Here is a 16,895-nt window from a genome sequence, read left to right on the forward strand (position 1 = left end):
CAAATATAAAGCAGGATTGAAACAATGACGCAATATCATTTTATTTCTGGTTTGCCTCGCTCTGGCTCGACATTATTGGCTGGGTTATTAAGGCAAAATCCTGCTTTACATGGGGCCATGAGTAGCCCAGTTGCTTCACTGATGGCGCTATGCCTCGAACACATTGCCCCAAGCAGTGAGTTTGGCCCTTTCTTTGATGCGCAAAAACGACGTCGACTGTGCCATGCCATTTTCAGTAGCTACTATCAAAACCATGTGGACAAGACCATCATCTTTGACACCAATCGGGCATGGACTGCCCGTTTGCACCAATTGGTGGAACTGTTTGATGATTTTAAAATGATTTGTTGCGTGCGCAACCCTGCGTCGATCATGGACAGCTTTGAGTGCATTTATCGTAAAAACCCTTTTGATTATGGCCGCATATATTCGCCACAAACAAGACATACGGTATACACACGCTGCGAATCGTTGGCGAATTATCAAGGTGCCTTTGGCGGCGCTTGGACGGCATTGAAAGAAGCCTATTATGGTGAATACTCAGATCGCCTGTTATTGCTTGATTATGACTTACTCACCCAGCACCCTGCGCGCTCCATGGAATTACTCTATCAATTTCTTGGCGTACCTTCGTTCGATCATGACTTTAACAATGTGGTTTACGAAGAAGGTGAGTTTGACTCTAACATTGGCGTCAAAGGTCTACACACAGTAAAACGGCAAGTCACCCACACACCTAGACGCAGTATTTTACCCCCAGAGCTATTTAACAAATACAGTGAGATGGCTTTTTGGCATGACACCAACGGCACCCGCGCACACTTTATTTGCGCAAAATCAGGTCAAGGAGACAACTATGGGTCATTTTAATCCGAGCAAGGCGGCTGTCATGCTGATGCCTTTAAGTTTAAGCGCGCTGCCAGCACTCGCTGGTGCATACTCTGGGTATATTCGCACCCCGGCTCCACGTTCCCATTTACAACAAGTACAATCAATAACCGATGTTGGTAACAAGCCTACTTTGACACTCACCAGTGATAATCAATCATCGTCACCCACCCTAACACAGGGTCAAGTAACACAGACTCCATCAGGCGCTGAATCGTCGTTGCTAGAATTAACTCAAGGTACATTCAGCGCTGAGATACTGGTCATAGACGCAAACCTCAAAGATAAGGCTGTTTTTTATAAAGCGCTTAATCGCAACCTACATATTATTGAACTTGATGAGCATACCCCTGTCCTTGAACAACTCAATAGTAAACTCGCCCATTATCCGCACATCAGCGCTCTGCACTGGGTGAGTCACGGTCGCCAGGGGCAGATCAATATTGGTAACCAGCATCTAGATAAAAACACGCTTACACAGCAACTCTCGCAATTAGAAACGCTCGGTAATAAACTCACAACCGATGCCGATATTCGCTTTTATAATTGTGATCTTGGCAAAGGAGAAGCCGGCGCTGAATTTATCGAGTTATTTGCTGCAAACACTGGGGCAGATATTGCTGCATCGAATAATTTGACAGGTAACCCCAGCCAAGGTGGGGACTGGGAGCTAGAGGTAACGCAAGGGAATATCGACTCCACCAGCCCATTCTCTGATATTGCGCTGCGTGACTTTAGTGACGTCCTGGGTGCTTACATTGCTGCAGATTTCTGTAATTACACCAAAAATGATTTCGGCGAGTGTGGGCAAACAGAAACATCACCCGATGGTAATATCGCAGCCACTGCATCGGCAGAGTTTTTACAATACTTTGTCACTACGAATCCCCAATTATTAAGTGGCAGCGCAACACCTGGCCCTACAGCGAACATTAGTTTCGCTAAGTCGGGTAGCTATGAGAACTTTACTTTGGATTCTGTGCAAATTGAAGTGGAAGGATCTTGCGATCTTTCAATTACCAATAACTCAGGACAAACAATATCATCGTCCGCTACTCTCACAGATGGCGTATATAACCTAACTATCTCTGGCAATAACGTCAATATTTCATCCTTTACGGTGCAAGGTGCGAATTGCTCTGTCAACTCAACCTATTTTGGAATTATCGGGTTTAGCGTTAGCCCATACAACGATGCCCCGGTAATTAACAATTTGGATGGCGATGTTGTTGGCGCATACCCAACTGCACCGCCGTTACTGTTAGACCAAGGCACTGTCGCTACCCTTACCGACGGCGATAGTACCGACTTTAATGCTGGCCAGTTAGTTGCCACAGTGAGCTCAGGTGCCGTGGCTAGCGATGACATACTTAGTGTTGATCAGTCAGGTGCCGTCACCTTGAGCGGCACCACTGCTGGCAGCAACGTACTTGTCTCGACTAATATCATAGGTACGCTTGGCAACAATGTGACCGCAGGCAATGACTTTGTGGTGAACTTTAATGCCAGCGCCACCCCAACCAGAGTTGAGACCTTGCTGCGCGCGTTAACTTATCAAAATATTGATAACGATTTCTCTTCTGCCAACCAACGTACGGTGCGTGTCACCGTGAGTGATGGTGATGGTGCGACATCCGCTAATCAAGACATCACTGTAAACATTCTCTCTCCAAATCATGATGGGAGTCTGTCTGCTGCAACTATTATCAGGGGGCCGGGGGCGTTGTTAGATTCAACGGCTGACACAGTAGGTGAAGCATTTGAGTCTCTACGCATGCTTATCTCAGATGGAGGCGGTGGCGATGGTTTAGCGATGAACATCACAGCAATGAACGTGCATGTCACAGGCTCGATTACTGAAGCTGAGCGCAATAAGATAACTTGGTTATTAAATGGTAACGACGTGACCAATGTGGTGGGCACCTACAATGCGGGCACCATCACTTTTGGCGGCCTTAATATTGCCATCGACGACGGTACGACCGAAACCTACAGTGTCTATGCTTATTTCAATGATAATACGGGGCTCACCGAATGGCATAATTTTGCCCTCTCCACAGACGGAGATACTGATGTCACCACTGCTTTGGGAACAACGATGAGCTCAACAACCCCAGCAAGCAGTGATACTGCACACATCAATGTTGAAGCGACACGTTTGACCTATCTCACCCAACCTGCTGGTAGTATCTCAGGGATTGCGCTGAGCACACAACCTGTGGTTGCGGCGACTGACGACTTTGACAATGTCGATACCGATATCAATGAAACCTTCACACTGACCGAAAACTCCGCAGGTACGCTTACTAATGCCACTGCAACCGCAAACAATGGGGTGGCCACGTTTAGCAGCTTAACCTACTCTGCCTCGAGTGATAATGAAATGTTCATACTCACTGCTGACGACCAAAATGCTGTGGGTAGCGATTTACCAAGTCGCGATGCAAACTCTGTTACCTCTGATGTTGTCGCCACTCAACTGCGCTTTGATGTGCAACCTACCCCTACATCAATGAATGCCGGTGAGCCTGTCAACTTTACCACGGTACCTGTTGTGCAAGCGGTGGATGCATCACTTATACTCGATGTGGATTATCAGACTGTTGATATTATCTTGAGCGAAGCAAATGGCGCAGGAACAGCACAATTGAGCGGCACAGGAGATCAAGATGCAAACGCGGCCAGCGTATCTTTAACTCCGAGTGCCGGTGTAGTCACCTTCAATGGTTTAGCAATTAACTACACTCTAGCTGGCATCAGTACGGAAACCTTTAACCTCAGAGCAAATTCTGGAGCTCTGAGCGCTGCTGATAGCAGTCAACTCACCGCGCTCGCCGACACCACTGCACCTTCGGTAACCGGCGTATCTTCGTCTACCGCTAATGGCACCTATACCCTCAATGAGGTGATTACAGTGACCGTCACTTTTGATGAAGTGGTCAACGTGTTTGGTGGCAATCCACAGCTAGCACTGGAAACTGGCGCAACTGACCAAGTTGCTAGCTATTTTGCGGGATCAGGCACACAAACTTTGACCTTTAATTATCAAGTACAAAGCGGCGATAACAGCGCCGATTTGGCCTACGCAAGTACAGCGGCGCTAGTCGCTAATGGTGCCACTATTACTGATGCGGCGGGCAATAACGCTAACCTTACTTTGCCTTCCGTAGGGGGGGCGGGTAGCCTCAGCGGCAATAAAGATCTAGTTATCGATGCTCTGGCACCGAGCCTGCCTGTTGTAACCTCACCGGTATCAGCAACGACAGTCACCACTACCGATACCAGTATTGCAGGTACACACGATGAAGATGGCGTCACTATCGCCTTGTTAGCCGATGCTAACAATGATGGTATCGCAGATAACAGCACCGCATTAACCAGTACCACAGTTGCTGCTAATTCATGGTCCGTAACTGCAAACTTGGTGTTAGGTACTAACGAGTTTGTAGTGAGCGCCGTTGACTCGGTGGGAAATCGCTCCAGCGATGTTGGCGTGGCCACTATTACCCGTGAAGAGCCTAATCAAGCCCCTACTATCTCCGGCACCCCGGCAACCTCAGTCACCAGCTCACAAGCCTACAGCTTTGTGCCTACTGCATCTGACCCAGATGGCGATGTACTCACCTTTAGCATTACCAATAAACCAACATGGGCCAGCTTTGATACCACAACCGGAGCACTTTCTGGTACGCCAACGTTAAACGATGTGGGCAGCTACAGCGCAGTTCAAATATCTGTCAGCGACGGTGCGCTCAGTGCACAGCTTGCGCCCTTTAGCATTGAAGTGGTTGCTGAGAATCAAGCCCCTACTATCTCCGGCACCCCGGCAACCTCAGTCACCAGCTCACAAGCCTACAGCTTTGTGCCTACTGCATCTGATCCAGATGGCGATGTGCTTACCTTTAGCATTACCAATAAGCCAACATGGGCCAGCTTTGATACCACAACCGGTGCGCTTTCTGGTACGCCAACGTTAAACGATGTGGGCAGCTACAGCGCAATTCAAATCACTGTCAGCGACGGTGCGCTCAGTGCACAGCTTGCATCCTTCAGCATTGAAGTGGTTGCTGAGAATCAAGCCCCTACTATCTCCGGCACCCCGGCAACCTCAGTCACCAGCTCACAAGCCTACAGCTTTGTGCCTACTGCATCTGATCCAGATGGCGATGTGCTTACCTTTAGCATTACCAATAAGCCAACATGGGCCAGCTTTGATACCACAACCGGTGCGCTTTCTGGTACGCCAACGTTAAACGATGTGGGCAGCTACAGCGCAATTCAAATCACTGTCAGCGACGGTGCGCTCAGTGCACAGCTTGCATCCTTCAGCATTGAAGTGGTTGCTGAGAATCAAGCCCCTACTATCTCCGGCACCCCGGCAACCTCAGTCACCAGCTCACAAGCCTACAGCTTTGTGCCTACCGCATCTGATCCAGATGGCGATGTGCTTACCTTTAGCATTACCAATAAGCCAACATGGGCCAGCTTTGATACCACAACCGGTGCGCTGGCGGGTACGCCAACGTTAAACGATGTGGGCAGCTACAGCGCAATTCACATCACTGTCAGCGACGGTGCGCTCAGTGCACAGCTTGCGCCCTTTAACATTGAAGTCATTGCTGAGAATCAAGCGCCTGTTATTAATAGCCAAAGCCTGCAAACTCAAGAAGATACAAGCGCCTCCTTGCAACTTGATATTACTGACGAAACACCCCAGAACATTGAGGTCTCGATCAGTGTTGCTGCGCAAAATGGCAGTGCGCAAATAGTCGGTATGCAACTTAATTACACTCCCAATGATAACTTTAATGGTGCAGACAGTGTCACCTTGGTTGCATCTGACGGTGAGCTGCAAAGTGAAGCAAAAGTCATAAACATTAAGGTGCAGGGCATTAATGATGCACCAGTGGCTAATGACGACACCTTTGTGCTCAGCCGCAATGACACTAACAGTTATGAACTTAACGTAATTAATAACGACACAGATGCCGATGCCGATGACGCGCTGACTATTACCACAGCCAGTTCACAAATTGGCGAACTAGCTATTGTGAACAACAACTTAGTGTATTCCCCCCCTGCTGGGTTAGACGAAGTCATGCAAATTCATTATCGCATTGAAGATGGCTCCAAAGAGGCAGATACGGCCATAGTGAGTGTTAGCTTTACAGGCGATTTGCCAAGTGACACGCCCACTTTGGTCGTCCCTGCTGATATCGAGGTCAATGCGTCTGGGTTATTCACTAAGGTCAACCTTGGATTCGCTACTGCCATGGATGTTGATGGTAAAGCAATTCCCGTGCGCCTACTTAATAACCCCATTTACTTCCCATCAGGCGAACACAAAGTGTATTGGCAAGCGAGTGACGATCAAGGTCGCACTATGACCAAATCACAACGGGTTGTTATTCACCCTATGGTGAGTCTTGCACCCAATAGTATTACCACTGAAGGTACACAACACAGTATTGATGCCTATTTAAGTGGGCCTGCACCAAGCTACCCTGTCATTGTACCATTTACGGTTAGCGGGAGCGCTGATGCTAGCGATCACTCACTTAACGATGCGCAATTAGTGTTTAACTCAGAGCATACTCTCATCACTGTGGATGTGTTTGCCGATGCCACCGCTGAAGCTGATGAGTTCATCACTATTGCACTTGACACCCAAAGTAACTTAGGAGCTCAGGGGCAGCATACGGTAACTATCACCGAGCAGAATATAGCCCCAACAGTGAGCATTAGTGCGCGGCAAAATAGCCAGCCAATGGCGCTATATGTTGTGGATGCACAAATACAACTTAACGCTCAGGTGGATGATGCAAACCCTAATGACAGCCACACATACCTATGGACTGTTGAGCCCAATGTGGATATCACCAACGCGACCAGCGCAAATGCCAGTATTGATGCCAATATTCTCAGCGAAGGACAATACGCAGTTACTGCTACAGTGGTTGATAATGGCCTGCCAGCGTTAACTAATACTGCTCAAATCAGTCTCGACGTACGCACTGCGCTGCCTCCTCTTGGAGATGGGGATTCAGATGGAGATTTAATCCCTGATGAAGATGAAGGCTATATCGACCTAGATGGTGATGGCATGCCAGACTATCTTGACGCGCAAACTAATTGCAGCATTATGTCTGCAATGCCCACCCAACAAAGTAGCTTTTTTGTTAATGGTCAACATGGCACCTGTTTGCATCGTAGTCCATTCGCTGATGGTGAAAATGGCGGCGCTATTATCGACTTCTCTAAACTACCCGTGGATCCACAAAGCAAACGTGCTGGCTCCATTTTCGCCATGATATTGACTGGTTTGCCAGAAGCTGGGGATAGCGCCACCATTGTTTTGCCATTAACACACCCGACCCCAGCCAATGCGTTTTACCGCAAATTTTTACAGGTCCAATGGCAAGATTTTGTAACCGATGACAATAATCATATTAAAAGTGCGAAAGGCAGTAGAGGTTATTGTCCGGCAATTGGTTCTGAGCAGTGGCAACCTGGAATCGGCGTGGGTCACTGGTGTCTTATGCTCACCATAGAAGATGGTGGCGCTAACGATGGCGATGGACTGCGTAATAACGCTATTGTTGACCCAGGCGTTGTTGCTATAGCGGCGAATGATAATTCAGCGCCGATGGCACAAGGCGATGTGTATACGGTTATCCAAAGCAGTAACTCATTACTCGATGTATTAGCCAACGACACGGATGCAGATAATGATGCCCTGACCATCATCAGTGTGGAAAGCATATTTGATGTTGCTCAAATACAGGACGATAAAGTCATGTACTCGGCTCCTGCTAATTACCTTGGCAGCGACACACTCATGTATGTAATACAAGATGAGTTTGGCTACACCAATAGCGCCATAGTCGAGGTCAATGTTGTGACTAATCAACCACCTAGCGCCATGGATGACTCTGCCAGCACAGCCTATGGCCTGCCAGTGGTGATTAATGTGCTAAATAATGATAGTGATCCAGAAGGCGGTACACTCAGTGTGACATCGGCAAGCAGCGAACAAGGCAGTGTTCAGATCAACAATGACCACACACTGTCGTATACCCCTTTAAGTGGATTCAGTGGTGATGCTTACATTGATTACACTATCAGTGACGAGTTTGGCTCAACAGCTAGTGCTCGGGTACACATCATGGTTGCAGCAAAGGTAACCAGTGAGAACAAATCAAGCGGAGGATCGCTTACTCTGGGTTGGTTGCTATGCTGGATAATCATGGCACGGCTCACACGACCCTGGCGTTTTAATACTCACTCTTGGTAAAAAGCAAAAGACCCCGCATTGGGGTCTTTTTTGTAGATAAACGTGCAGCTCTCATTATTTGCAAATGCGTAAGATGAACCTTTACAGCACATTGATTAAGGGCATCCATTTGCCCCTTGCTCATAACGAAAAGACTATTAAAAACGCCTTTTTATACATTTTAGATATGAGTGTTTCCCGTCGCTAGACGCTCATTTCCTTACTTATTCACACCAATTAAATGCAGCGCTAACATTTTATTTCGGGCTTACCCCAGTCAACCCCAACAACACCTTGACGTTGACGCCCGCGGCGCAATTCAATGACGAAGCGACGATTAATTACACCCTTGCCGATGAGTTCGCTGCAACCGCACACGCGCAAGTATACGTGAACCTAATACCTAACAAATCAGACGCAATCGACACGCAGAGCAGTTCAGTACATTGGTGGTTCGTCCTTTTCCTCATACTTGTTCGCTGGCGCAGGCATACAAAGGATTTAGGTTAATTCACTCGCATCAGCCCCTCTCAACTGGGGCTGTTTAATCTCGACGATACTGATGATAAAGCAATGCGAAGAAAAACAGGCTACCTATCGTTGCTGTTATCACGCCAATAGGCAGCTCTTGGTTCTGAAGTGCGAGGCGGGCTATCAAATCCACCCAAATCATGAAGATGCCGCCAAATATAAAACTCATGGGATAGAGCTGGCTATTATCAAATCGGCCACTGAGTCTTACTAAATGTGGGACCATCAAGCCCACAAAGCCAATACCACCACAAATACTCACCAACACAGCGGTAATGAGTGCACTGAGCACTAAGACCACGATACGCAACGCTTTTACGTTCACCCCTAAAGTATGCGCACTTTCATCACCAAGTAATAACGCGTTGAGCTGCTTGCGCAGTAACATCACAATGACTAACACACCGATAAGCAACGCAAACAAAGGCAAGACCATCGCTAGCTCGGCACGTGAGAAACTGCCCAAAGTCCAAAACACCACCGCACTCACCGCTTGAGGATCACTAAAATAAAGCAACAAACTGGTACAAGCGCTAAAACCAAAAGACAAGGCTACGCCGCATAACACCATGACTGCAGTTTGCATATAACGCAGACTCACCACTACAGCCAACAAAATAGCGGTGGCCACCATAGCGCCAGAAAACGCACTAGCGCTGAGGGCAAATCCTGACGTAACACCGAGCAACGTCATGGCTATTACCACGCCTAACCCAGCACCTGCTGAAATACCAAAAAGATAGGGATCTGCCAGCGGGTTACGGGTCACCGTTTGCAGCATTGCACCAGCAAGAGCAAGCCCGCCACCAGCGAGAAAGGCCACGGCGACTCGTGGTGCGCGCAATTGCCAAATTATTTGCTCAAATACTCCAGCATCTTCACCTGTAAACGCCGAAAATAAATGCGACCATTGTAGGTTCACCGCCCCAAGTTTAAGTGCCAACAACGCACTAACAACGGCAATGACTAACAAACCACTAAACGTGCCAAAGGCTCTCATGACTTACCCTCGGTATTTTGATACCCATAGTAATAATGCACCAATGGCCACTTTTGTGGATTTTGTGGATGACTTGATACCTGTGCACACACGCCAAATACGTCACTGAGCATGGACTCATTCACCACTTCTTTAGCGCTGCCAAACGCCGCCAATTTGCCTTTATGTAATACGGCTAATTTATCGCATTGAGTCGCGGCGAGATTAATGTCATGAAAAGATGCGAAAACGCTTACACCAAGTGAGCGAACTAATTCCATAATTTCTATCTGATATTTGATATCAAGATGGGAGGTCGGCTCATCCATTATCAATAGCTTGGGTTGCTGAACAAGGGCCCTTGCGATATGAACGCGTTGCTGCTCACCACCTGATAAGTGACCCAAAAGCTTAGTGTGCAGGTGTGCAAGCCCTACTTGTTCAAGTGCTTGGTCAATCAACTCATCACTTTTAGGCCCTGTTTGTTGCCAAAAACGTGAAACGGGTAACAACCCCAACGCAACCACTTCGCGAACACGTAAACTCAAGTCGCTACTGGGCTGTTGCAGTACCACCGCCATGTTCTGCGCTAACTCACGTTGTGTGTAGGTGTGAAGGCAACGTTGAGAGAAAAAAATATGCTGAGCAGCAGTGCAATAGTAACGATAAATACAACGAAGCAAGGTGGATTTACCCGCCCCATTAGGCCCAAGCAAACCAACAAACTCACCATTGCCTATTTGCAAACAAATACTGTCGAGAATTTTCCGCCCTTTTATCTCGTAGGACAGGTTATCGACGCTTAGAAGTGCAGAGGGTTGAGACACAATACTCGCAATATGTTGCTGGCAAAGGCGTTATTATGCGACCTATGCCAGCGAAAGTAAATTTTGTCTATCCAGACGTCTGTTCTCTTGGCATATGCAAGCGCTCTAACCATTTGAACAACGCACCCAGCCCAACCAACGCCAGCCCCAGACCAATGAATGACAATGCTCGCAATAGCCCCGTCAAATTGGCCATATCGATTAAGAACACTTTAGCAATCACTAAGGCCAATAAGGCGATGCCAACTCGTTGCACGTTGAGTAAATTCTTGGTCAGGCTAAAGGCTACGATAGACGCTCCAAGTACCAACCAGATCACCGAATAACTATAGAGTTCAGCATCACTCACACTCAAACCAAGATGAATGTATGTGCCTTGCCAGTATTGGCGAACTAATGCGTTAATAAACACAAACAGGTATACGCCAGCCGCCGCAAGCAAGCCTGTTGCTAACTGGCGGTTTCTATCTCGCAGGTAATAGCCGAGCCACAACAATACGCAGCTAGGTGCAAAATAGTAAAGCCACGAAAGGCTTGATAGCAGCCCTTCACCCACTTCGATTCGCTCAAACCAAGGATTTTGTTTAGTGATAAAACTAAGGTGCATCGCCGCGACGCAAGCAAATAAGATACTCGCGGCGACTTGGTAAAATTTCGCCATACTTTGTGCAGCTTCAGAGCGATAGAGATAAACACACCCCAGAATGCCCCAATTGACGCCAAGCACTAATTTTTCAACTAAAGATAAGTTATATAAATCGATGGCATGCCCAACGATAAAATAGCTCGTCAGGGTACTCACCCACATGGCACACACATGCAAGATTGCACCCAGTAACCATGGTTTAAGTTGTGATTGTGCAAACAATCGATAAGCGATGGTAAATAACACGGCAACTGTGGGGTATAGCCATAAAGACGCACCTTGTTGTTCCACGGTTGCACCCGGCTCGAACCACAACAACGTGAGACGCGTGAGTACGACCATCGCAAGTAACTTTAATAGCCAAGACGGGATAGATTGGCGCAAGCGATAGCCGACATAACACATCAATACCACTTGTGATGCGAGCGCCAAGGTCAATGCGTGAGTCCCTAACATCAAGGTCGCACAGAATGATAAATGGGCGTTAACTGCACACCAATAAATCATTTGCTGCAATGTATTGCGAGTGCGATTAGCCATAAAGACCAAAAGCGCAGCACCTAACAACAACTCCAGAACCCAAAACCATTTCACATCATTGAGCCACTGAGTTGGCAATGCCAAGTAACTAAGCATCAATGGCACAATAACGGCGCCTGATGCGATGAGCGTAAAGCCAATATGCTGCGCTGAACGCACGGCGATAACAGCGCCAAAAAGTAAAAACGCCAACATAGCGATTTGTGCCTGACCTAAAGCACCATAAAAAACCAATAAACCATCGTGGTTTAAGTCACTGCCAATGGGGTATGGCTGATCCAGCAAAAAGGCTAAAAACACCACGCTTACAAGCGGCCAAAGCTGCCAACGGCTATTGAGTACACTGGCCAGTGCAAACACCGCACTCATAATCCAAAACTGTGTTGCTAGTATGTCTGAGTATTGGCGTGCGGAGAAAACCGCAGCGGCAATCATAATGACTAACAACAAGATGTTGTCTGGCTTTTGCACTACAGCGTCACGAAACGACCATACGCGATGCTCAACGTGAGACAGCGAAAAGCCTAGGCGCGGTATCAATATAAGGAGTAATACGCTCAGAGGCACAAACAGCAACATGGCTAGTGACTGTGTCCTTGGAATATCGATGGCGATAAGTAACAACCAAAGCAGGTGAAGTGCCCAAATGCTGTACCATAACCACATGCGTCGCACCTTGCGTACTACATAGGTCAAATTCAACGTTAACACGCTCAAATACACTATCAGAGCAAGGTAGTTAGACGACCCTGTGGAAACCCACAACGGTACGCTATAGGCTCCCAGCATACCTATTACCGCGAGCAAAGGCCCAAATCGAAGTGCATTCCAACTTGCAGCCAAACTCACTACGGTCAACATCGCAAACGCACTCATGGGGCTAAGCAATTGATAACTGATTAATGCCAGTGCCGTCAGCGCAAACAAGCTAATGTATCCGCCTGCTGCAAGGGCCGCAGGGACATAGGCAACCATGGCATGACTGGCAGTGATGTCACGATAAAAGCGTCGATGGGTATACTCTGCTGCGACTAACATGAACACACCAAATGCCGCCCCCAATGACAATCTCGCTGTCACCGACAATAACCCAGCTTCAAGTGAGTAATTAACAAAAAAGATGCCGCCAAATGCCAATGCAAGCGCGCCAATCCATACCATCCAATGCTCTTTAAACTGCGCCCCTAAACGTGCAGATAAAGAGGGCTCTGTAGTTGCAGATGGCTCTGTGCGCTTGGCTAAGGTATTTGGAGGCGTGCTTTGAGGAGGCGCTTGTTCAACCATAGGAGTTGGTTGAGCGACACTCGGTGGTGGTTCGATAGGTAAAGATTGAGATTTAACGTGTGGCGGGCTTCGTTGGGCCAGCGAGTTAGCATCGGAAGATTCATTCGGTACAGTGTTGGGCTGTGAATTAACTAACGAATCACGCTGCATTTTTTTAATTTGTTCGTGCAACGAATTCATTTGTGCATTTAACTTTCCGAGCTTGGATACAGCGTAGATACCGCAAAATCCACCGATCGCTACCAATATCAGCAGCAAGAAAAGCAAAACAAAAAGAGCTTCCATAAGCCCCCCTTATCAAATTAGCTAGCTTTACTATACCGCCAAAAAGACAAAATGAAACCCCTATGTAATTCTCTGTTTTTATTACATTTTACTTTTTACTCGCGTTGTAGCCTGCGCCATTGCTGGGTCGTCAGGCCAAAAATGTTTAGGGTAACGCCCCTTCATTTCCTTTTGCACTTCGCGATAACTACCAGACCAAAATTGCGCCAAATCTTGCGTCAATTGCAGCGGTCTTTGCGCGGGGGATAGTAGCTCCATCAGCAAAGGTAACTTGCCTCTGGCCAGTGGCGGGCTTTGTGTTAGCCCATATACCTCTTGCATTCGTACGCTCAGCTTTGCTGGCCCTTGTAATTGATATTCAACTTTGTGCGCACACCCCGAAGGCACGGTTATTTTAGTTGGCAAGTGCTCATCTAAAAGCTGCTGAGCACTGTAATCTAACATCGCTAACAGCGCCTGACGGTAATCTAGGTTCTGTAGTGCGTTAACAGAGTCCACATGCATCAAATAAGGCATCAACCACGTATCAGCATCAGCAAGCAAAGAGTCTTCACAGGTATAGTTAAACGACTCGCCAAGTAATTTACCCGCCAGCAAAATACGTGTTCGCAGCTGCTCTGAAGGAGTATGTTTGAATAAGGACCAACCATGTTTTTGCACTAGGCTAAGCCATGCTTGGCTTTTCATTTGCGCATCAATCGGTGTGGAAGATGGCACTGTACGCAGAGTGATAGCACCCAGTTTATACCTTACTTCATTGATGAATTTGGCACTCTTTTCGTGAAAGTCACAGACCTGTTGCTGGTAAAACAAATGCGGTAGATAGCGCTCAAGCACAGCAGGTTCAACGGCTGTGGCACTGAAAATACGCTTGCCACCTTGCCCACCTACCTCGGCAATGGCAATGAGTTCGTCATCCAACCAAAGCTCTTTGGAGGCATCTACTCCTGCGCCATTGCTCATTAACATGCCTTGTCCGCGACGTTTAGCAATACGGTCTGGAAACGCCAGCGCCACAACAATAGGCAACAATGACATCGGCAACTCATCTCTAGGCGTTAACTTCAACTTTGATTGCCAATAACGATATTGCTGTTTAAACGCTGGATGAGGTTTGTAAAGCTGTGCATTCAACGCACTACACAATTGGGGCTCTTTACTGATGCGCGCTTCCATCAAAGCCACAAACGCCGCGGCAAGTTGTAAAATACCAGCGTGCTCAGTATCTAATTGCATCGCTTTGTGCAACAGATGCGCGTAGCGTAGGTCGGTGCCCATGCTGTGCATGATACTAGCCTGAGGTGTAAGCTTATGCTGCTCATCAATCAACTCGAGCATGTGTAAAAGCGAGTGAGCTTGGCGCTGCTGTGCCTGACTGGGCTTGTCTAACAGTTGTAACTGCTCAATGCTCGCCCCCCACAATTTGGCCTCTAACAACAGGGGCGCAATGTCGCTTGTAAGTATCTCAGGAGCCTCATGCGCACAACGACGCTCCAATTGCTCTTTAGTACCAAGACGATATACCACACCAGGCTCTAATCGCCCTGCTCGCCCTGCTCTTTGCGTGGCCGACGCGCGGGAAATATTCACAGTTGCCAACTCAGTGACACCAGTATTGAGATTAAATTGTGCAGCACGTCGTTTACCACTGTCGACGACAACCCGAATACCCTCAATGGTTAAACTGGTTTCGGCAACATTGGTAGTGAGCACGATTTTGCGCATGCCCTTTGGCGGTGGTGCTATGGCTGCCTGTTGCGCCTGCTTATCTTGTTCACCATACAAGGTGTGTACTTGCACCGCCTGCTCATCAAAATTAAGACTTTGCGCAACACGATTAATCTCTCTTTGCCCGGGAAGAAAAACAAGAATGTTACCGCTTTGCTCAGCGAAGGCTTTGTTTATTAATGGCACCATAGCATCAAGCCATGCATCTTGATTAGGCAGCGGCTGGTACACCTCTTCAATTGGGAAGGAGCGCCCATGGGATTGCACAATTGGACAATCAAAAAAAGCTTGGTAGCGCTGCTCATCGAGTGTTGCCGACATAATAAGAATGCGTAAATCGTCGCGCAATAGCTGGCTTTCAAGTGCAAATGCGAGCGCCGTGTCTGCTGCCATAGAGCGTTCATGAAACTCATCAAAGATCACCAAGTCGACCCCCGTTAGCTCGGGATCACTTTGCAGCATGCGGGTCAATACGCCTTCAGTGACTATTTCGAGCTTGGTTTGAGCGCTGACTTTTGTTTCTTGGCGCAAACGTAAGCCAACGCTTTGCCCCACTTGTTCGTTTTGTTGTGCGGCTAGGTAACTGGCAATATTACGCGCCGCCAAACGCCTTGGCTCGAGCATCACGATGCGCTTGAAGTGTCCGTCTCTGAGAAGTTGCAAGGGTAACCAAGTTGATTTACCCGCTCCAGGTGGCGCTTGCAAAAGACAAAGTGGGTGGGTCGTTAACTGAGTGAGCAGCTCACTGTAGCTTTGTTGAATCGGTAGCACGGCACTCATTTTTCGCAAATTGAAGTTGTTCACTAATTGAAGTTGTTCGCTAGTTGAGGCGCTTATTGTATGCGACAGGGGGATAAATTGCAGCTAAGAAGGCATCCCTTCATCATCGAAAACACTTTGATCTTTGCCGTTAGTTTTCGCTTTATACAAACGCTTATCAGCAACATTGAGGCAGTGGTCAGTCGTCTCCCCTTGCTCTCTAAGATGCACGCCAATACTCAAGGTCACATGCAGTTCATTGCGTTCGTCTTTAAAGGGCTTACTGTGTAAATAATGATGAATCGCATCGGAAAGTTCGTGCACTTTACTGGCGTGTTTCGTTTTCAGTGCAAGTAGAAACTCTTCGCCGCCCCAGCGCGAAACAACCCCGAAAGCACACCCTATTTCTCTAAGCATTTCAGAGATATAAACAAGCACCGCATCGCCTACTTGGTGGCCATAGTTATCGTTAATATGCTTGAAGTTGTCCACATCCATGAGCATAAACGCGGCACTGCCTTTGTAATCGTCACTCTCTAAAATATCTTGCGTATAGCGGCGGTTATACAACTGCGTTAGCGAATCAATACTCGCTAATCGTTTGTTGATCTCTAGTAGATTCACCAATTCCAAACTGTACTTGTTACGATAGTATTCGTAAAAGCCCGCCAGTACACAGAGGATAGAAAAACACAGCATCACTCTGGTTGGAAAATAAAACGAGTTGTACTCATACATGCCAATTTGCGGCGTAAAGTAAAAAAGTACCGATACAATCACGCCCAAAATAACCAGATCCCGAGCACCACGTTTTAGGCCGCGAATAAAGAACGTCACTGGCGAGACAATAAATAGCCACAACGGGCCGGTACCGTTATTCCCTCCTGACACAACTAGGTAGCACATGAGGAAATACAGAATATACAGCATGAACACAGAGATGATGGCGTCTTTATCTGTAACAAAAAAAGGCGAGATAAATACAAACACAGATAAGCCTAGCAACACACTCAGCAGCACATAGCCATCTAAGAAGCTACTGATCGCCATTAAAAACGATGTGATAGCACCAATAAAAGCAAACACGCGCAAAAAGCGTGCTTTGTCTGTTTCACTGGCGTTGTGAGTGTCCTTCAAAATATGACCTTGTGTAAA

General features: G+C 47.5%; 8 protein-coding genes. 3 read left to right on the forward strand and 5 right to left on the reverse strand.

All coding sequences use genetic code 11. The features are described 5' to 3' along the window. Positions 1-24 precede the first annotated feature (24 nt). The 3 genes from AAEU32_RS08605 (at position 25) to AAEU32_RS08615 (ending at position 8,671) form a co-directional block, all read left to right on the forward strand. Positions 25-870: a sulfotransferase gene (locus AAEU32_RS08605; protein ID WP_421970126.1), complete on the forward strand. Its 846-nt coding sequence runs from the start codon at positions 25-27 to the stop codon at positions 868-870. Beyond that, entirely contained in the window at positions 857-8,182 is a 7,326-nt protein-coding gene (locus tag AAEU32_RS08610) for an Ig-like domain-containing protein (protein ID WP_421970127.1), read from the forward strand. The genes AAEU32_RS08605 and AAEU32_RS08610 overlap by 14 nt, the downstream gene beginning before the upstream one ends. 153 nt (positions 8,183-8,335) lie before the next feature. After that, entirely contained in the window at positions 8,336-8,671 is a 336-nt protein-coding gene (locus AAEU32_RS08615; RefSeq protein ID WP_421970347.1) for an Ig-like domain-containing protein, read from the forward strand. Positions 8,672-8,705: 34 nt separating this feature from the next. On the opposite strand, the gene AAEU32_RS08620 is transcribed toward AAEU32_RS08615, so the two are convergent. The 5 genes from AAEU32_RS08620 to AAEU32_RS08640 form a co-directional block, all read right to left on the reverse strand. Next, entirely contained in the window at positions 8,706-9,692 is a 987-nt protein-coding gene (locus AAEU32_RS08620; protein WP_421970128.1) for a FecCD family ABC transporter permease, read from the reverse strand. Further along, positions 9,689-10,498, reverse strand: coding sequence for an ABC transporter ATP-binding protein (locus AAEU32_RS08625; protein ID WP_421970129.1), 810 nt, complete (start codon positions 10,496-10,498; stop codon positions 9,689-9,691). Before AAEU32_RS08625 ends, AAEU32_RS08620 begins: the two co-directional genes overlap by 4 nt. A 67-nt stretch (positions 10,499-10,565) precedes the next feature. Further along, the gene (locus tag AAEU32_RS08630; RefSeq protein WP_421970130.1) at positions 10,566-13,253 is read right to left on the reverse strand and encodes a DUF2339 domain-containing protein; all 2,688 of its coding nucleotides are present in this window, start codon (positions 13,251-13,253) and stop codon (positions 10,566-10,568) included. 81 nt (positions 13,254-13,334) lie between these two features. Then, the gene (gene hrpB, locus AAEU32_RS08635; protein WP_421970348.1) at positions 13,335-15,752 is read right to left on the reverse strand and encodes an ATP-dependent helicase HrpB; all 2,418 of its coding nucleotides are present in this window, start codon (positions 15,750-15,752) and stop codon (positions 13,335-13,337) included. 93 nt (positions 15,753-15,845) lie between these two features. After that, the gene (locus tag AAEU32_RS08640) at positions 15,846-16,877 is read right to left on the reverse strand and encodes a GGDEF domain-containing protein (RefSeq protein WP_421970131.1); all 1,032 of its coding nucleotides are present in this window, start codon (positions 16,875-16,877) and stop codon (positions 15,846-15,848) included. Positions 16,878-16,895: the final 18 nt, after the last annotated feature.

It is taken from the genome of Pseudoalteromonas maris, from assembly GCF_049257235.1.
In the GTDB taxonomy this organism is placed as follows: Bacteria; Pseudomonadota; Gammaproteobacteria; order Enterobacterales; family Alteromonadaceae; genus Pseudoalteromonas.